This window comes from Geoalkalibacter sp. (assembly GCF_030604225.1).
Classification (GTDB): Bacteria; Desulfobacterota; Desulfuromonadia; order Desulfuromonadales; family Geoalkalibacteraceae; genus Geoalkalibacter.
In genome coordinates, this window is sequence record NZ_JAUVWH010000003.1 from 13689 (window position 1) to 31988 (window position 18300).

The 18300-nt window shown below is 64.8% G+C and carries 12 protein-coding genes; 7 read left to right on the forward strand and 5 right to left on the reverse strand.

What is annotated here, in order from left to right:
* The first annotated feature begins 72 nt into the window (after window positions 1-72).
* The 5 genes from QAT43_RS00855 (at window position 73) to QAT43_RS00875 (ending at window position 8295) form a co-directional block, all read left to right on the forward strand.
* Window positions 73-708 (forward strand): TetR/AcrR family transcriptional regulator, encoded by a 636-nt coding sequence (locus tag QAT43_RS00855; RefSeq protein ID WP_305041130.1) that lies wholly within the window; start codon window positions 73-75, stop codon window positions 706-708.
* Entirely contained in the window at window positions 705-2138 is a 1434-nt protein-coding gene (locus tag QAT43_RS00860) for an efflux transporter outer membrane subunit (RefSeq protein ID WP_305041131.1), read from the forward strand. Before QAT43_RS00855 ends, QAT43_RS00860 begins: the two co-directional genes overlap by 4 nt.
* Entirely contained in the window at window positions 2135-3325 is a 1191-nt protein-coding gene (locus QAT43_RS00865; protein ID WP_305041132.1) for an efflux RND transporter periplasmic adaptor subunit, read from the forward strand. The genes QAT43_RS00860 and QAT43_RS00865 overlap by 4 nt, the downstream gene beginning before the upstream one ends.
* Window positions 3322-6498: an efflux RND transporter permease subunit gene (locus QAT43_RS00870; RefSeq protein ID WP_305041133.1), complete on the forward strand. Its 3177-nt coding sequence runs from the start codon at window positions 3322-3324 to the stop codon at window positions 6496-6498. Before QAT43_RS00865 ends, QAT43_RS00870 begins: the two co-directional genes overlap by 4 nt.
* 255 nt (window positions 6499-6753) lie before the next feature.
* The gene (locus tag QAT43_RS00875) at window positions 6754-8295 is read left to right on the forward strand and encodes a hypothetical protein (RefSeq protein WP_305041134.1); all 1542 of its coding nucleotides are present in this window, start codon (window positions 6754-6756) and stop codon (window positions 8293-8295) included.
* A gap of 78 nt (window positions 8296-8373) precedes the next feature.
* Here the strand turns inward: QAT43_RS00875 and QAT43_RS00880 are convergent, their stop codons facing one another.
* Both QAT43_RS00880 and QAT43_RS00885 read right to left on the reverse strand, forming a co-directional pair.
* Window positions 8374-11028, reverse strand: coding sequence for a glycosyltransferase (locus QAT43_RS00880; RefSeq protein ID WP_305041135.1), 2655 nt, complete (start codon window positions 11026-11028; stop codon window positions 8374-8376).
* Between the two features lie 210 nt (window positions 11029-11238).
* Window positions 11239-11694, reverse strand: a complete 456-nt coding sequence (locus tag QAT43_RS00885) for an FKBP-type peptidyl-prolyl cis-trans isomerase (protein ID WP_305041136.1) — start codon at window positions 11692-11694, stop codon at window positions 11239-11241.
* Between the two features lie 176 nt (window positions 11695-11870).
* Here QAT43_RS00885 and ttcA point away from each other — a divergent pair, with 176 nt between their 5' ends.
* Window positions 11871-12632 carry a tRNA 2-thiocytidine(32) synthetase TtcA gene (gene ttcA / locus QAT43_RS00890; RefSeq protein ID WP_305041137.1) on the forward strand — a complete coding sequence of 254 codons (762 nt, stop codon included), beginning with the start codon at window positions 11871-11873 and terminating at the stop codon, window positions 12630-12632.
* Window positions 12633-12752: 120 nt separating this feature from the next.
* The gene (locus QAT43_RS00895; protein ID WP_305041138.1) at window positions 12753-13547 is read left to right on the forward strand and encodes a PP2C family protein-serine/threonine phosphatase; all 795 of its coding nucleotides are present in this window, start codon (window positions 12753-12755) and stop codon (window positions 13545-13547) included.
* Window positions 13548-13753: 206 nt separating this feature from the next.
* Here QAT43_RS00895 and QAT43_RS00900 read toward each other — a convergent pair whose 3' ends face one another.
* The 3 genes from QAT43_RS00900 to QAT43_RS00910 are packed head-to-tail and all read right to left on the reverse strand — an operon-like array spanning window position 13754 to window position 18299.
* Window positions 13754-16546 (reverse strand): BPTD_3080 family restriction endonuclease, encoded by a 2793-nt coding sequence (locus QAT43_RS00900; RefSeq protein ID WP_305041139.1) that lies wholly within the window; start codon window positions 16544-16546, stop codon window positions 13754-13756.
* A complete protein-coding gene (locus QAT43_RS00905) occupies window positions 16543-17106 on the reverse strand; it encodes a DUF4276 family protein (protein ID WP_305041140.1) in 564 nt (187 codons plus the stop codon). The genes QAT43_RS00900 and QAT43_RS00905 overlap by 4 nt, the downstream gene beginning before the upstream one ends.
* Window positions 17103-18299 (reverse strand): AAA family ATPase, encoded by a 1197-nt coding sequence (locus QAT43_RS00910; RefSeq protein WP_305041141.1) that lies wholly within the window; start codon window positions 18297-18299, stop codon window positions 17103-17105. The genes QAT43_RS00905 and QAT43_RS00910 overlap by 4 nt, the downstream gene beginning before the upstream one ends.
* Window position 18300: the final 1 nt, after the last annotated feature.

Below are 18300 nucleotides of genomic sequence, written 5' to 3' on the forward strand. Positions count from 1 at the left end.
ACAAAGCCCCTTGACAAAAATGTAAAACATTCGTTTAAATCGAACGATCAAATTTATTCCTTCCGAGGTCCGATGAGCCAACCCGCCACCAAACAACGCATTCTCGACGCCGCCGAGCAGCTCTTCGCCGAAGGCGGCTTCCACCACACGTCCCTGCGCGCCATCACCACCAAGGCGGGAGTCAACCTGGCCGCGGTCAACTATCATTTCGGCAACAAGGAAGCCCTGGTGGAAGCCATTTTCGAGCGGCGCCTCTGCCCGCTGAACACGGCGCGCCGCCAACAGCTTGACGCGGTGCGCGACCGGGCGCGCGCCGAGGGTCGCGCCCCCGGCATCGAGGAGATCCTGCGCGCCTTCATCGAGCCGACCCTGGCCTTTCGCGACGCGGGGCCGGGAGCCAGGGCCTTCATCTCCCTGGTCGGTCGCGCGCTGAGCGAACCCGACGGGGTGGTGCGCGGCACATTTATCCACCACATGCAGCCGCTCTTCGCCTACCTGCTGGAACTGACCCGCGTGGCCCTGCCCCAGCTCAGCCCGCAACGAACTTTCTGGCGCCTGTTTTTTGCCCTGTCCGCCATCGGCCACACCATTTGTCTGCTCGACAAACCCCTGCCCTGGCCCCCCGGCGTCACGCCCTTGCAGGACAGCGAAGCCCTGCTGGCGGAAATTCTCCCCTTTCTCACCGCGGGCATGGAGGTCAAGGAATGAATCCGCGCCGCTGCCTTTTCGTCGTCCTGCTGATCTTGACCGGCGGCTGCGCCCTGCGCCAACCGCAGCCCATCACACTGCCCATCGACGAGGTGCCGGCGACCTATGGCGGCATATCCGGCCAGGAACAGGTGGAGCCGCCCCACGCCCCCTGGTGGCGAGCCTTTGCCGATCCGGCCCTCGATGCGTTGCTCAACCAAGCCTTGGTCGCCAATCCCGACTGGCGTCAGGCCCTGGCCCGCCTGGAACAGGCCGAGGCGCTGCAACGCGCGGCGCGCGCTCCCCTGCTGCCGAGCCTCGATCTCCAGGGCCAGGGGCGGCGCGAGAAGAGCCCGGGGATCTTCGGCGAGCACACCGGCACCAGCTACAGCCTGTCCCTGGCGGCCGGCTACGAGATCGACCTCTGGCAAAAAATCGCCGGGCGGGCGCGAGCGGCCGACCTCGACCTGCAAGCGGCCACGGGCGACGCCCAGGCCCTGCTGCTGACGCTTTCGGCGCGCGTCGCCGACTTCTACTACCTGGCCGCCGAGCAGCGCAGCCAGTTGGAACTCATCGACGCCAGCATCGCCACCTTCGCCGATACCCTGGAACGGGTGGAACTGCGCTACCGCGAGGGCCTGGTGCCCGCCCTCGATGTCCACCAGGCGCGACTGGCCCTCGACGCCGCCCGCGCGCGCCGTCCCCAGTACGAATCAGGACGGGCCCAGGCCGAACATGCCCTGGCGGTGCTGCTGGGGCGCTATCCCGGCGACTTGCCGACGGGCGCCCTGATCCCGCTGCCCGAGGTGCCCCGGGCCTTTCCCGCCGGCCTGCCCTCCACCCTGCTCGCCCGGCGCCCCGATGTCCAGGCGGCGCTGCTGCGCGTGCAGGCCGCCGACGCGCGCCTCGGCGCCGCCGTGGCCGAGCGCTTTCCCGCCCTCAACCTGCTTGCCGGCTACGGCTATGCGGAAAACTCCTTTGCCCTTGGCGACATCTCCGGCACCTTCTGGAACCTGATCCTCAACGCCGCTCAGCCGCTGTTCGACGGCGGACGGCGCCGGGCCGAGGTCGAGCGCCACGAAGCCCTGGTCCGCGAGCGGCTCGCCGCCTATCACGGCACGGTGCTCGGCGCCTTTCAGGAGGTGGAGGATGCCCTCGCCGCCAATCGTGCAAACGAGGAGCGCATCGCGCGCCTCGAAACCCAGACCGCCACCACCGCCGCCACCCTGCGCCTGTCCCTGGAGCAATACCTCGCCGGGCTCTCCGATTATCTGCCGGTGCTCTCCGCCCAAAGCAACCATTTCAACAGCCAGAGCCAACTGGTCAGCGCCCGGCGCCAGCTCATCAGCGACCGCATCACCCTGGCGCGCGCCCTGGGCGGCCGGTGGATGGCCGCCGAACTCGACCTTCAGCTCAGCGCAACCGACCAGCGAGGGGACCAGCTGCCATGAGTCGTACCGCCCTTTTCCTGAAGATCCTTCTGCCCCTGCTGATCCTTGCCCTCGGCGCCGCGGGCATGGCCGCGCTCATCAAGTCCCGCCAGCCGCCGGCGCGGGAAGCTCCCGAAACCCTCGGCGCCCTGGTCGACATCCTGGAAGTCCGCCGCGGCGACCATCAGGTGCGCATTCATGCCACGGGCACCGTGCGGCCGCGCCACGAGGTGAGCATCACCCCCCAGGTCAGCGGCCTGGTGGTGGACATCGCCCCCGGGATGCTGGCGGGCGGCCGCCTTGCCAAGGGCGAGGAGCTCTTCGCCGTGGAGGACGTCGACTATCGCCTCGCCGTGGAACGCGCCCAGGCGGCCCTAGCCCGCGCCGAACTGGACCTGCGCACCGTGGAGGGACAGGCCCGCGTGGCCCGCGCCGAATGGCAGCGTCTCGACCTCGATGGCCAGGAGGAACCCAATCCCCTGGTACTCTTCGAGCCCCAGTTGGCCAACGCCAAGGCCGGACTCGCCGCGGCCCGCGCCCAACTCGAGCAGGCGCGTCTCGACCTGGCCCGCACCCGCCTCAGGGCGCCCTTCAATGCCCTGGTGCGCAACGCCCAGGTGGAGATGGGCCAATACCTGCGCGCCGGCAATCCGGTGGCGACACTCATCGGCACCGATCGCGCCGAGGTCATCGTTCCTCTGCCCCTGGAGGATCTTGCCCTGGTGCGCGTGCCGCGTCCCGGCGCCAATCAGCAGGGCTCGCCCGCCGCGATTCACCTGACCTTCGGTGAACGCGGCTTCGCCTGGCAGGGGCAGGTGGTCCGCTCCCTGGGCGAGGTCGACGAACGCGGCCGCATGGCGCGCATCGTCGTCGCCGTCGAGGATCCCTACAATCTGCGCGGCACCTGGCCGGCCAACCACCCCGCCCTGGAAATGGGCAGCTTCGTGCAGGTCGAAATCCTCGGCGACACCCTGCCGCAAGTGGTGAGCATTCCGCGCACCGCTTTGCGCGAAGGTGACGAGGTATGGATCGCGGCTGAGGACGACAGCCTGCGCATCCGCGCCGTGGACGTCCTGCGCCGCGAACAGCATTCCCTGCTTATCGGTGCGGGTCTGGAGGAAGGCGAGCGGCTGGTGCTCACCCATCTCATGGGCGCCGCCGAGGGCATGAAACTGCGCCCCCGCGCTCCGGAGGACACCCGGCCATGAACGGTCCGATTCGCTGGATGGCTCGCAACCACGTGGCCGCCAACCTGCTGATGCTGGTGTTCGTGGTCGGCGGCCTGATCATGGCCAAGTCCATCAAGCAGGAAATCTTTCCCGAGGTGTCCCTCGACACCATCCAGGTTTCCGTCGCCTACCCCGGCGCGGGCCCCGAGGAAATCGAGGACGGCATTCTGCTGCAAATCGAGGATGTGCTCACCGAGGTCGACGGCATCCGCGAGTTGCGCGCCACGGCCGTGGAGGGCCTGGGCATGGTCAACGCGGTGCTGCGCGCCGGCGAGAATGCCGATGTCATCCTCCAGGACGTCAAGAGCGCGGTGGATCGCATCATCACTTTTCCCGAGGACGCCGAGCGACCCGTCATCGCCAAGCTGCTCAACCGCCGCGAGGTGGTGTCGGTGGTGGTTTACGGCGAGCTCTCCAGTCACGCCCTGCGTGAACGCGCCGAACTGATCCGCGACGAGTTGCTCGAATTCGCGCAGATCACCCAGGTGGACCTGGGCGGGGTGCGGCCCTACGAAATCTCCATCGAGATCGGCGAGGAGAACCTGCGCCGCTACGGTCTGTCCCTCGATCAGGTGGCGCAGCGCATCCGCCGCGCGTCCCTCGATCTGCCCGCCGGCGCGGTCAAGACCCAGGGTGGTGAGATTCTGTTGCGCACCAAGGAACGGCGCTATTTCGGGCCGGGCTATGCCGACATCAGCCTGATTACCCTCGCCGACGGCACGCGGGTGCGCCTCGGGGATATCGCCACAATCAAGGACGACTTCCGCGAGACCGATGAGTTCGCGCGCTTCGACGACCAGCCGGCGGCCATGGTCAAGGTCTACCGGGTCGGCGATCAGAAACCGACGGAAATTTCCCGCATCGTCAAGCGCTACGTCGCGGAGAAAAGCCGCGACCTGCCGCCCTCGGTGCGCCTGGGCATCTGGAACGACACCTCGGAACTGCTGCAAAGCCGCATGGACCTGCTGATCAAGAACGCCATGATCGGTCTGGTGCTGGTGTTTCTCATCCTCGGCCTGTTCCTCGAAATCCGTCTGGCCCTGTGGGTCATGCTCGGCATTCCCATTTCCTTTCTCGGCGCCATGTTCCTCATGCCGGGCATGGACGTCTCCATCAACATGATCTCCCTGTTCGCCTTCATCATGGCCCTGGGCATCGTGGTGGACGACGCCATCGTCATCGGCGAAAACATCTTCGACCACCGGCAGATGGGCAAGCCCTATCCGCAGGCGGCCATGGACGGCGCGGTGGAGGTGGGCCGGCCGGTGATCTTTTCGGTGCTGACCACCATCGTCGCCTTTTTGCCCCTGGTGTACGTCAGCGGCATGATGGGCAAATTCATCGGCGTCATCCCCCTGGTGGTCATCTCGATCCTCGCCGTCTCCCTCATCGAGGTGCTGTTCGTGCTGCCCGCGCATCTGTCCCTGGGTGGCCCGCGCCAGGCCCCCGGCGGCCTGCTCGGCGGCATCGACCGGGTGCGGCGGCGCTTCGGCCGGGCGCTGGACGCCTTCATCGCCGGACCCTACCGCCGCACCCTCGATCTGTGCCTGCGGTTTCGCTACGCTACCCTGGCCGCCGCCGTCGCGGTGCTGCTGCTTAGCGTCGGCCTGGTGGGCGGAGGGTTCATCCGCTTTCTGTTCATGCCCGCGGTGGACGGCGATGTGGTGCTGGTCAGCCTGGAGATGCCGCCGGGCACGCCGGTGGAGCTCACCCGCGAGGCGCAGGAGCACATCGTCGCGCAGGCCTACGCGACGGTCGCCGAATTCGACGAACAGCGTCCCGAAGGGTTCTCCATCCTGCGCAACATCTACGCCCTGGTGGGCGCCACCCTTGACCAGGGCGGCCCCAATCCCGGCGACACCAGCAGCGGCGCCCATCTCGCCAACATCGCCCTGTTCCTTCAACCCAGCGAGGAGCGCGGCCTGCCCGCCACGCACATCGCCCAGCGCTGGCGGCAACTGGTGGGCGAAATTCCCGGGGCGCGCAACCTCAGCTTCAAATCCAATCTGGTGATGCTCGGCGCCAACATCGACGTGCAGCTCGCCCATCAGGATTTCACCGTGCTGCAAGCCGCCGCCACCCGGCTCAAGGAGGCCCTGGCCGCCTACCCCGGGGTGGGCGACATCGCCGACAATTACGCCCCGGGCAAGCGCGAGCTCAAGCTGCGTCTCACCCCCGAAGCCTTGAGCCTGGGCCTCACCGAGGAGGACCTGGGGCGCCAGGTGCGCGCCGCCTTCCATGGCGCCGAGGCCCTGCGCCTGCAACGCGGCCGCAACGAGGTGCGCGTCATGGTGCGCTATCCCGAGGAGGACCGCCGCAGCCTCTGGGACTTCGAGCAGATGCGCATCCGCACGCCCCAGGGCGGCGAACTGCCCCTGGCGCGCGCCGCCTTCATCAGCGAAGGGCGCGGCTACAGCCAGATCAACCGCAGCGACCGCAAGCGGGTGATCAACGTCACCGCCGATGTCGATGAGAAGCGCGCCAACGCCAATCAGATCCTCGCGGACCTGCAGGCCGGCATGCTGCCGCAACTGCGCGCCGACTTTCCCGGCCTGTCCTTCGACCTGGAAGGCGAGGAAAAGGAGCGCCGCGACTCGGTGGGCAGCATGCGCCAGGGTTTCCTCCTCGCCCTGTTCGGCATCTACGCCCTGCTCGCCATTCCCTTCCGCAGCTACAGCCAGCCCCTGCTGATCATGACCGCCATTCCCTTCGGCGTGGTCGGGGCGATTCTCGGCCATCTGCTCATGGGCTTTGACCTGACCATTCTGAGTCTGTTCGGCATCGTCGCCCTCTCCGGCGTGGTGGTCAACGCCTCGCTGCTGCTCGTCGATCGCATCAACAGCGGACGGCGCGAGGGCAGCGATCTCGTGACCGCGGTCATCGAGGGCAGCATGCGGCGCTTCCGCCCGATTTTGCTCACCTCCCTGACCACCTTTTTCGGCCTGGCGCCCATGATCCTGGAAACCAGCGTCCAGGCCCAATTCCTCATCCCCATGGCCCTGTCCCTGGGCTTCGGGGTGCTCTTTTCCACCGGTATCACCCTGGTGCTGCTGCCCTGCCTGTACCTGGCCCTTGAGGATCTGCGCGGCCTGGTCGGCCTGCGTCCCGCCCACGGCGACCACCGCACCGAGTTGGAACCGCCGCCCGCCTGATCGAACCCGGCCCTGCCCCGCACGGCAGGGCCGCGGATTAATGAAATTCTCACGCGATCCCCCCTTGCTTTCCAACCCGACTCAGGCTAGCGTTTTTCGAGTCGGGCCGTTCCTCGTGCCACAAGCGCATCCGCGCCGCGGCAGGGCGAGAAAGGAGGTTGTCACGCCCCTGGCGGGGCCGCAACGGGCGATGACCGGCCGCCACTCACACCAGTTCGTCGGATTGTTTTATTTCAGGGAGGACTCTTTCGCCTTATGCGCGCCAAATCGCTGACCTTCGTCAAGGTCTTGATTTTTCTGGCCGTAATCACCAGCAACCTCTGGGCGGCGGTGCCTCCGCCTCCCGTCAACCAGTATCTGGGCGTCCCCGACAGCACCTTCGCCAACCTCGTCGAGGACGACTGTCGCTTCTGCCACAATCAAACCCCGCCCATCGAAGCGGTCGACCCGACCTACCTGCCCGACCGTCATCACAACCTGCTCGGCCAGAGCGTGCCGTTCAACAGCGCCGCGCCCTACGCCCAGCCCGGCCAGCCCTACGCCTGTCTGAGCTGCCACAGCCTGGGGCCCGATCCCGTTACCGGGCAGTTTGTTTTCCAGATGTTTCGCGACTGCGCCCTATGCCATCGCCAGTTGCAGGGGCGCCCCACGGTGCATCACGCCAAGCCCGAGGCCCAGGCCGGGCAATGCGTCATCTGCCACGGCAGTCTGGTCAACGACATGGCCGATGGCCATTACATTCCCAGTTATCGACCGAGCCTGGTCACCCCCTGGCCGAGCAACAAGCCCAACGGCGGCCCCCAAGGCCAAGGCAACTGCAACTTCTGCCACAACACCGTCGCGCTGCCCTTCTTCAACCCGGCGCCGGTCGTCGACCCCGCGAGCGGCGTGCTGGTCTTCCGCAACGCCGACACCCACCACGCCACGGGCTTCGTCCTTGATGCGGCCAAATGCGTCTGGTGTCACAACATCACCCCCGGCATCAACAACGCCCTGTCCATCCGCACCTGCCAGAACTGCCACGGCGTCGCCTCCCTGCACAACATCCAGCACGACGACGCCGGCGACGGAATCATCCCCGGCCAGGAGAAGCCCGGCTTCGGCCACATCGGCGCCAACAGCGACTGCGTGGGCTGCCACGGCTTCAGCACCCAGTCCCTGTCCGCCCCCGGCGCGGGGCCGGTGACCCCCTTCCTCAGCGGCATCAGCCAGGCGACCGCGATCGCCGGGCAAAGTCCTTCGCTGACCCTGTACGGCAACGCCTTCGTCAGCCGGACCTCGGCAGCGGAAACTCCCATCCCCTGCCAGGTGCGCCTCACGGACAGCACCGGGCGCGACGTCCTGATCGACCCCGCGCAGGTCACGCCGGACAGGCTGCACGTCCAGCTGCCGGGCGATTTGGCGCCGGGCAACTATCATCTGCGCGTGCTCAAGCAAGACCGCCTCAGCAATCCCCTGGTACTGGCCGTGCGGCCCGCCGTCGTCATCGACGCGGCGCGCTGCCGGGACGGCCTGGTGGACGTCACCGGCAGCGGCTTCGGCGGCCATGACCCTTCGCCCCTCGCCGGCACCGGCATCCGCCTCAGGGTCCAGGCGCAAAAGGACAAGGACAAGAAAACTAGGCCCGGCGATGTGCTCATGAGCGGCGAGGTTCTGTCCTGGAGCGACGCGCGGATTCTCGCCCGCTTTGCGTCCTGCGGGGAGAGCCTCAGCATCGAGTCCGTGTTCGGCAGCGCCTCCGCGCCGCTGGCGCGGACGACCAGCATTGCCGTCCAACCGGCAAAGAAAACAAAATAAACCTCTCCAACACCACGCAAAAAGGGCGACATCCCCTCAAGGATGCCGCCCTTTTTGCGTGGCCTCACTATTGACGAATCAGCCGATGGTCGTGCGCCGCGCGCCCATCAGCCAGCGCAGCCGCAGCAGCCCCAGGCTGCCGCGCCGTGCCAGGGTCAGCCAGCGTGCCGCCCGCAGGTGCGCGGTCGGCATGCAGTTGGCCATGGAGGTCAGCAGCGCCGCTCCGTAGGGCAGCGACTGCACCAGCAGCAGCACGCCCCAGAGCAGTGCCTCGGGGGACCCCAGGCCGAAGCGCCACCAGGTGGCGCCGGCACTCAGCCACAGCAGGGCGCAGATCTGCCACTCTTCCCAGGCCATGAGAAAACCCTTGAACAGCGCCGGCTGATTCTCGCCCTTGGGGGTGCGCAGGAAGGGTTCGTTCTTGTAGAACAGCCCCTTGAACACCGCGCGCGCGATAACATGAGTCAGGCCCATGCCGGCGATGGCCGCGCCGACGCTCTGCCAGAAGGTGCAGTTGACCCGCGCCCGATAGAGAACCAGGGCGTGGCTGACCTTGAACAGGAACAGGCCCAGGGTCGGCACGATGAAGGGCGCCAGGGGAAATTCGAAATACTTGGGCGCGGCCAGCAGGCCGATGGTCCAGAAGATCCCGGCGAAGGTGAAGAGCAGGTGAAAGGCATCGGCGAACCAGGGGAACCAGCCCGTGGCGAAGTGAAACTTCTGCCCGGCGCTCAGCCCCGAGGGATTTCCGGGCAGCAGCCAGCGCCAATGCCGGCGCAGGATCTGAATGGCGCCGTAGGTCCAGCGGAACCGCTGGCCCTTGTAGCCGGCGAAGGTGAAAGGCGTAATGCCGTCACCGAAGTTGAAATTGACGTAGACCGCCTTGTACCCTCGGGCAAAGAGGCGCATGCCCAGCTCGGCGTCCTCGCAGATGCACCATTCGCTCCAGCCGCCCTGGACTTCCAAGGCCTCGCGCCGCACCAGGGTCATGGTGCCGTGCTGGATGATGGCGTTGCGCTCGTTGCGATGCACCATGCCGATCTCGAAAAAGCCGTTGTATTCCCAGTTGATCATGGTCTTGAACAGGTCGCCCTGCCATTCACGATTGTCCTGGGGCGCCTGCACGAACCCGACCTCGGGATCCTCGAAATACGGCACCAGGGACCGCAGCCAGCTCGAATGCACCACGTAGTCGGCATCGATGACGCCGACCACCTGGGCCTCGGGATCGGTCTGGGTCAGGCCGAAATTGAGCGCCCCGGCCTTGAAACCCGGCCAGTTGGCAAGGTGAAAGAAGCGGAAGCGCGGCCCGAGCAGCCGGCAGTACTCCTCCACGGGCTTCCATACTTCGTCCTTGACCGTGTTGTTGTCGAGCACCAGCACTTCGAAGTCGGGGTAATCCAGCCGCGCCAGCCCGTCGAGGGTCTGCTTGACCAGTTCGGGCGGCTCGTTGTGGATGGCCAGATGGATGGACACCTTGGGCAGCTTCTGGTAGCGGCTCGGCGGCAGCGGCCGGAAGTGACGCTTCCATTTGTCCACCCACAGCACCTCGGCCATCTCCAGGCCGCTGGTCAGCACCACCAGCAGCAGGGCGGCCTGGGCGGGCAGCAGCAGACCCCAGACGATGAGCCCGGCAAGGGTCATGTCGGAGACCAGAGGCAGCGCCGCGCTCCAGATCAGCAGGGACGCGGCCCCTTGCAGCAGCGCCGCGTAAAAGAGCCGGCCGCGCCGGCGCAGATTGTTCCACTGACGCAAAAAGATGGCCATGGGCCCCAGGGCCAGCAGAGTGGCCAGCAGCGGCTGCAGCACCCAGAAGCGCACTTCGAGAACTTCGCCGGTCATGGAAAATTTGGGGCGGCGATCCACGTCGAACAGCCCCCAGTGGATACCGGCCAGACCTTCCGCTTGTCTCTTCCACGACTGGTCGAAGGCTTCCATGATGAAATAATCGAGGCCCTGCGCCGCCGCGACATTGAGAAATTCACGAATGAAGCGCGCCTGGCCGGTCAACGACGGATTGGCCTTTTCCTGGCGGATGCCGCCGCTCGGCCAGCCGATCTCGCCGATGAGGATCGGCTTGTGGGGAAAGGCGAGTTGCACGCGTCGGTAGGACTCCATCGCCCACTTGAGGGCGTCCTTTTCCGCGATGCCTTCCCAGTAGGGCAGCAGGTGAATGGTGATGAAGTCGACGTCCTCGGCCAGTTCCGGGTACTTGAGCCAGACATGCCAGGGCTCGGCGGTGCTGACCGGCACGCCGACCGAGGCGCGCACCTCGCGCAGGTATTCGCGCATCTGCCGCGTGCTCAGATCGCCGCGCAGCACCGCCTCGTTGCCGACGATGACCCGCCCCACGTTGTCGTAGGTGTTGGCGTTGGCGATGAGATTGGCAATTTCGCGCTGGTTGTTCTCCGGCCGCCGGTCGAGCCAGGCGCCGGCCGTGACCTTGAGGCCGCGGGCGCGCGCCAGGGCGGGAACCGCCTCCAGCCCGTCGGCGGAGGAATAGGTACGCACCGCGCCCGCCCAGCCTTCGAGCAGGGCCAGATCCTGGTCGATCTGCTCCGCGGTGGGGTAAATCTTTTTATAGGGATCTTGCCCCTTCTGATAGGGGCTGAAGGAGACGCCGTTGATCAGGCCGGCATAGGTGACGGGGCGCACCGGCCGATTGAAGGCGGCCCAGACCAGCAGGTTGGCGAGAATGACGAGGAGTACGATGGCGAGGGTGGATTTGCGCATAGGCTGTCTTCTGACTTCCTCCAGAAAGGAGCGTGGACGTCGTCCGGAAAAATTTCCCCCTACACAACAAAAGCCCTTCACCGGACGCGAAGGGCATTGCCAAGATCGTTTCAAATTTTCAAGGACGGTCCCGACTCGGGCCGACCGACAACTTCGAGAGCGGATTCTACGGCCGAAGCCCAACTCCTGTCAATCGGGAAAATTGCCGAGCTAAAAGCCGGGCAGTTCCGCCTTGACCTTTTCCACGCCGAGCAGTTCGATGTCGAAGGTCAGCTCGCGGCCGGCCAGGGGATGGTTGGCATCCAGGGTGACGCTGTCCTCGGCGACCGCCGTGACCAGAACCACGAAGCGATGGCCCTCGGCCGAGGTGACTTCCAGTTGGCGGCCAACCTCAAGGGGCAGATTCTCCGGCAGCACGCTGCGCTGGACATCCTCCACCAGCTCGGCGCGGTGGGCGCCATAGGCCTGCTCGGGAGCGAGGGTCAGGGTCTTGCGGCCGCCCTGGTACATGCCGATGATCGCCTGATCGAAGCCGGGGATCACCTCGCCGCGACCGATGATGAATTGCAAGGGCCGCTCCGGCGGGGAGGCATCGAAGACCGTGCCGTCGCTGAGGCGACCGGTGTATTGCACCTTGACGATGTCTCCCTGGTCTGCTCTGATCATCCTGAAACTCCTCGTGGAAAAAGTCGACCGCCTGTTGATACCCCGTTCAGCCCTGCCCTGTCAACCCCGGGCGGCCCACGCGCCTTTCCGCATCCGCCCGTCCGGCGAAAATGCTTGCCATCCGTGCCGCTTTCCCTTAAAAAACCACGGCATCAACCACTTTGGAGAAAAATCACGTGCCAGATTCCGACACCAGCCTGTTTCGCCGCATCCGCAAACTCACCGGCCGCGCCATCGGCGACTTCAACCTCATCGAGGACGGCGATCGCATCGCCGTGGGTGTTTCCGGCGGCAAGGACTCCTACACCCTGCTGCATGTGCTGGAATCCCTGCGGCGCAAGGCGCCGGTGCGCTATGAACTGGTGGCGGTCAATGTCGACGCCGGTTATCCCGGCTACCGCAAGGAGGTGGTGGAGGAGCACCTGCGCAGCCACGGCTTTGCCTACCGCATGCAGAGCACCAACAGCTATGAGGTCATCGAGGAAAAGCGCCGTCCCGGCTCCTCCTATTGTTCCTTCTGCGCGCGCCTGCGGCGCGGCGTGCTCTACAGCCTGGCCGACGAACTGGGCTGCAACAAGATCGCCCTCGGCCATCACCTCGACGACTTCATCGAGACCCTGCTGCTCAACCAGTTCTACGTCGGCACCCTGGCCGCCATGAGCCCCAAGCTGCTCGCCGACAACGGCCGCCACACCGTCATCCGCCCCCTGGTCTATGTCGAGGAACAAGACATCATCGCCTTCAGCCGCCGGCAACAACTGCCCGTCATCTGCTGCGCCTGTCCGGTGTGCGGAGTGGTCGACCAGAAACGCAAGCGCATGAAGCGGCTGATTCGCGACCTCCAGGCGGAAATTCCCCAAATCCGCCAAAGCCTGCTCGGCGCCCTGGGCAACGTCCATCCGCGCCATCTGCTGGATCGGCAGCTAGGCGAGTTCTGAATCGGCCGAGGAACATTTCTTGCTTAATTTTCATGCGCGGAGCCACCCCTTGAGTCCGGCAACTGGCAGCCGAGGAGATTTCCGCTACACTTTGCACATTGCCACCCCGGGAGATCGCGCATGAAATGCCAATGCGGGGGCGAATTCGAACTGGCCCTGGCGCGCAACGTCCAACAACTGCTGCTGCCGAAAAGCTCGCCGAGCTGCCACTGGTGCTGTTTCGGCGTGAAAAATCTCATGGCTCAGGGGCTGGGCGGCGACTTTTTCGATTTCATCACCCTGCCCGACGGCCGCCAGGTGGTGTTCCTCGGTGACGTCACCGGCCACGGCCTGCACGCCTCGGTGGTCATGAGCCTGCTCTACGGCTTCATTCACCGCGCCTGCCTGAAGAGCTGCTCACCCCTCGAAACCGTGCTGGAAACCAACCAGTTCCTGCAATCCTTCGCCGAACGCTCGCAGAAATACGATCACTTTTTCTCCTCGACCCTGTTCTTCGGCATCATCGAACCCCAAACCCTGGAGATGCAGTTCATCAACTGCGGGCACCTGCCGCCCATGGTGCGACGCGACAAGCACCTCTACACCCTCAATTCCACCGGCCCGCCCATCGGTTTTTTCGAGAATCCGGACATCGAAATGCGCAGCTTCCGCTTCGAGAAGAACGACCGGCTGCTGCTCTACACCGACGGCATCTCCGAGGCGACCAACGCCGACAATCACATGTTCGGCCTGCGCCGCCTCAGTCAGCTGCTCATGCACAACGAGGACAACTACCTGGAATTTCTCGACCGGATCTTCGCCGAGCTGAAAAACTTCGGCGCCCCCAATCCGCCCCAGGACGACTGCACCGCCATCATCATGGATTTCCACCCTTTCCTCGCCCCCGTGCCCCGCGGCCAGACCCTGCCCGAATAAGCGACAAGCCGGGTGGACCGCCACCCGGCTTGCGCGAATTCCACCTATTTGCCAACCATCCAGCTGCCACGGACGGAGGCACCGTTGGGCGTGCCGGTTGAGTCCCGCGGCAAAGGTTTGAGTCACAGACGAGTTTTTGCCGCATGCGAAGCCGCCGCGTCCGGAAGTGCGAGTTACACAGTTACCCTATTTTTTCGTCAACTTCATTAAGCAGAGTGCCGGCTGAACACGTCCTGAAGCTGCGCCGGTGCAGTCACCACGTCCCAGCGCCAACGGCCAAATCCCCCCTTGCCGTTGACCGCCTTCACCCAGGCGTCGAGCGCCGCCCGCTTGGCCCGGTTCTGCTCGGAATCCTCTCCCTTGATTTCGAGCACCAGGGTTTCGCCGCTGCCCAGCCGGATCAGGAAATCGGGCACGTAGCGCCGACGCGAGCCGTTCCACAAATAATAGATCTGGAAACCAAGATGGTCATTCTTGGCGTAGGCAGATACGTCCTCGCTGGTTTCCAGCAGGTTGGCCGTGTACTGCTCCCAGCTGCTGTCGGCCACCATGTGGCTGATCTGCGATTTGCCGGTCGGGTGACAGGGCTTGGTCGTGTACCAGGTGCGCATGGCGGCGGTGCTGCCGATGGGCGACTCCTCGTCGTAAACCGGTTCCAGCCATTCGTGGTTCTGCTCGCTGACGAAGCGCAGCAGATGCTGCACGATCAGGTCGATGTTGAGGCCGAACAGGATGCGTTTGCGCAACGGCTCCTGATGGAACAGCGAGGGGATATGCAGGCGGTCGGAGCCGAAAAATTCCTCGACCAGTCTGATCAGCTGCACCACCAGATACTCCTGGCCGCCGTGGAAATTCTCGCGCAGGGCGGCGAAGGTCTTGCGCGCCGCCTGAAAAGTCAGCCGCTGCAGCCGGAAGCCCTCGGGCAGCTTTTCCAGGTCGATCACCTTGACCTTGCTCAAATCGGCAGCGCCACCGAGGGCCGGGGCCAGCTCGGCGGTGACCGGCGTGCGGGCCGGATCGAGGCTCAGCGGTTCGACCTGCTCCCAGTCCACCGTGAGCACCGGCTTCACCACCGTGTCGATACGCAGCACATTGGGCCAGCGGATTTCCATCGCGGCCCGCTCCGGCAGCGCCTCGATCTGAGTGCTCGGCTTCGGCGGGGGCGGCGCTTCGCCCCCCTCGCCGACCTCCTGGAAGATCGACAGGGGCACGCCAAAGACGTTGACGTATTCAGGCAGAAACAGGCCGTTTTCATCGGTTTCGTAAGCCACCCGCCGCAACCCCCGGCCGATGACCTGCTCGCACAGCAGCTGGCTGGTGAAGGCGCGCAGCCCCATGATGTGGGTCACGTTCTTCGCGTCCCAGCCCTCGGAGAGCATCGCCACCGAAATGACTTTCTGCAGGTCCTGGCCGGCGGCGCCGCGCTTGCCGACATTGTCGACGATTTCCCGCAGCAGCTCCTCCTTCTTCAGTTCCCGCAGCCGCTGCTTGCGGGTTTCCGGGATGCCGGACGCCTCCACGATGGCCCGCAGAGCCTGCTCGTAATCCTTGTCGCTGCCGGCGGTTTCGCCGATTTCCGCCTTGTCGAGCACCTTCGAATCGACCCGCAGGGTGCGCTCGGGCGCATGCAGTTCGGGCCAGAGGCCGTCGCCGTGCCGAAAATAATGCTCGATGCGCGCTGCCGTCTCGGTGCGGTTGCAGACGGTCAGCATCACCGGCGGCGAGGTGTGCCCCGCCTCACGCCACTGCAGCAACGCCTCGCGCCAGTCGGCCCCGAGCAACGTGTAGGCATCCTGCACCAGCTTGGGCAACGGATCGTGGGCCTGGGCCTTGCGGTTGAGGTCGTCGGCGACTTCCGGCTCGCGATAGATATGATAGAGCCTGGAGCGGTAGTCCCGGGTGTTGGGCAGGGCGTTGTCGCGGATGACCACCCGCGGTGTTTTCACCAGCCCGGCCTCGATGGCGTCGTTCAGACCGAAGTCGGAGACGATCCAGCCGAACAGGCCGGCCTCGGTGCTCGCCTTGCCGGTCGGCGCGAAGGGGGTGGCCGAGAGGTCGAAGCAGCGCTGGATGCGCCGGGTCTTGTGGATGCGGTCGAGCCCCTCGATCCAGCGGGTCGCCTCGTCCAGGTCGAGCCCCTGCTCCGCCGCCTGCTTCTTGCTGATCTTGACCTCGGCCGGCACCCGGTAGGCGTGATGGGCCTCGTCGTTGATCACGACCAGATCCTTGCAGGCGGCCAGCTTGCCCAGCACCCGGCGGGTGAAAGCCTCGTCGCTCTCCGCTCCCTTCTTGACCACCGAGCGCTCGGTCTGCTTGAGGGGCATCAGGGAGTGCCAGTTCTCGATCAGCAATTCCAGCCGGTTGAGTTTCTGACGCAGGGTCTCAGAGGGGCACAGGCCGAAAACATCGTAAAAGTTATCCGGCTCGCCGGGGTAGAGCACCCGCAGCCGTTCCTTGACCGTGATCCCCGGCGCCACGATGAAGACCGCGCGCGAGAAATCCTTGTTGCGCTTGGGATAGGTCAGGGCGTTGAGCACCTGCCAGGTGATAACCATCGCCATCACGGTGGTCTTGCCGGTGCCAGTGGCCATCTTGCTGCACAGCCGCTGCCAGGCGCCGCCGTCGCCGGGGATATGGATGCCCTGCTTGTGCTCGGGCGCCGCCTCCACCCACCAGATCAGGGTTTCGATCGCTTCGAGCTGGCAGAAGTAGAAGGGATACTGGCGGGCGCTCTTGTCGTGCCAATGCTCCAGCAGCCGCCGGGTGACGCTGGTGATGCCGGGATAGCCGGCGGCGCGCCACGCGTCGACCCGTTCGCGGATGCGGTTGACCAGCGCCAGCGGCTCGGTGCGCCGGGTGTTGTTGCGCACGTCGAAAATCTCGTAGCCCGCCGGCCGGCGCTGCGCAGCCAGCGACAGCGAACCATCGCGGGCCTGCTGCCAGTGCTGGGCCGGGACTTCGTAGGGGGAGTTGATAATGAGGGATGTAGAGGGTTTCATGCTTCGCCTCCGGCAGCCAAGCGGCGGAGACCCTCAACGAACACCCTGAAGCTGCAGGACGCATTGCGTTCAAGATCCAGCTGCCGTCCAATACGGCGCGCCCCATCCCGTTTTTGATAAGCAGGGATGTATTTTCTCAACTCTGCGGCGGGACTCCCTAAAAAGTCTGGCTGCCGATACGTAGCCTTTTGGGACAGCCCTTTAAGTTTAGCATTGCCAAAAGCCACGCTGACTGCTTCCCAATCACCAATAAACCAGGACTCCAATTCGCGGCAGGCAATGCGAACCAGGGCATCGGGCCTGCCGGCTTCACGGCACCGGGCGATCAAACCCTGCTTGATCTCTTTACAGTCACCGCTGTCCTGATCCCGCAAGACCACAAAAACGCAATCCGGCCGCAGCCAGGCCCTCATCCGCCGCACCATTCGCTTTTCCAGATCCTGCTTTCCTTCGAAGACCAGATATTCGACAGCTATTTCCTCCGGCAGAATCCGGGGCAACAATCCTTCGAGAGCGTCCTGGGCGGAAGGTTCCTCCAAAAAGAAAACGATGGTCTTCACTTGGGATGGGCCCCCTTGAACAAACCCTCCTTCCAGAGGTAACCCATCTGGTCTCCCTCTGCCATGAAAGCCGCCAACTGTTCATCGTCTTTGGCGCGGTGGACCTGGGTGAACCCGTTGTTTTTCTCCAGCCAGAACACCTCGCCCAGTTCCACCGCGTTGAGAAAATCGGGCGAGTGCGTCGATACAAAGACCTGCCCCCCCCGCACCGCATAACTGCGAAATTCCTCCGCCAGCTCCCACAGCAGCGAGGGATAAAGTTGATTCTCCGGCTCTTCGACGCACAGCAGCGGATGTGGTTTGGGGTCATAGAGCAGGGTCAGGTAAGCCAGCATCTTGATCGTACCGTCCGAAACGAAACGGGCCAAAATCGGATCCTCGAAGGCGCCGTCCTGAAACTTGAGCAGCACCCGCCCTTCCTCGGTTGTCTTGGCCTCGACGTTGGTGATGCCGGGCACCCGATCTTTTAGCTTTTCTTTAATCGTCTCGAAAACCTGCGGATGATGCTTGTAAAGGTATTCGATAACAAGAGAGAGGTTCTCACCCTCACGGGACAGATGCTCGGCATAACCCGCCTCCTGCTCCGGCCGGGCCTTGCTGATGTGAAAATCGGACAGATGCCAGTTTTCGATCAGGTTGCCCAGCGCCACCACGGCGGGGAATCGTTCGAATTGCGCCAGCCCCTTGATGGCGAGAATATCGGGGCTTTTCAGGGTCTGACTTTCGCGGACCAGCTCTTTGACGTCCTTGACCTTTTCCAGCTCATTGGTGACGGCCTCGCCCTTGCCCATGCTGAAATCGAGAAAGTGCCAGGGCTGCCCGCCACTGCCCCGGCGATATTTGAGAATTTCACGGGCCACAACTGGGCGGCCGTCGCGCTCGTCAATGGAAAGGCTGTAGGTAATAAGGTTTGACGCCTTGCGCCCGAGATCGGCCCGAATTTTCAGTTCGATCTCAATCGGGCCGTCACAGCCACGGGTACGAACCTCCTGAAAACCACGGCTTCCCCCCAATCGACCAAGGGCCGCGGTGATATTGGTCGTCATCGCATCGCGCAGAAAACCGAACACTGAGAACAAAGTGCTTTTCCCCGTGCCGTTGGCACCGACGAGGACGCAAAACGGGGGTATGTCCTTCAAGGTGACATCCCTGAAGGCCCGAAAATTTTTCAACCTGATCGATTCGATGCGCATC

What these genes read in the sequence shown, in the direction of transcription:
- QAT43_RS00855 (WP_305041130.1), top strand. Translation starts at nt 73, where the DNA reads ATGAGCCAACCCGCCACCAAACAACGCATTCTCGACGCCGCCGAGCAG.
- QAT43_RS00860 (WP_305041131.1), top strand. Translation starts at nt 705, where the DNA reads ATGAATCCGCGCCGCTGCCTTTTCGTCGTCCTGCTGATCTTGACCGGC.
- QAT43_RS00865 (WP_305041132.1), top strand. Translation starts at nt 2,135, where the DNA reads ATGAGTCGTACCGCCCTTTTCCTGAAGATCCTTCTGCCCCTGCTGATC.
- QAT43_RS00870 (WP_305041133.1), top strand. Translation starts at nt 3,322, where the DNA reads ATGAACGGTCCGATTCGCTGGATGGCTCGCAACCACGTGGCCGCCAAC.
- QAT43_RS00875 (WP_305041134.1), top strand. Translation starts at nt 6,754, where the DNA reads ATGCGCGCCAAATCGCTGACCTTCGTCAAGGTCTTGATTTTTCTGGCC.
- QAT43_RS00880 (WP_305041135.1), bottom strand. Translation starts at nt 11,028, where the DNA reads ATGCGCAAATCCACCCTCGCCATCGTACTCCTCGTCATTCTCGCCAAC.
- QAT43_RS00885 (WP_305041136.1), bottom strand. Translation starts at nt 11,694, where the DNA reads ATGATCAGAGCAGACCAGGGAGACATCGTCAAGGTGCAATACACCGGT.
- QAT43_RS00895 (WP_305041138.1), top strand. Translation starts at nt 12,753, where the DNA reads ATGAAATGCCAATGCGGGGGCGAATTCGAACTGGCCCTGGCGCGCAAC.
- QAT43_RS00900 (WP_305041139.1), bottom strand. Translation starts at nt 16,546, where the DNA reads ATGAAACCCTCTACATCCCTCATTATCAACTCCCCCTACGAAGTCCCG.
- QAT43_RS00910 (WP_305041141.1), bottom strand. Translation starts at nt 18,299, where the DNA reads ATGCGCATCGAATCGATCAGGTTGAAAAATTTTCGGGCCTTCAGGGAT.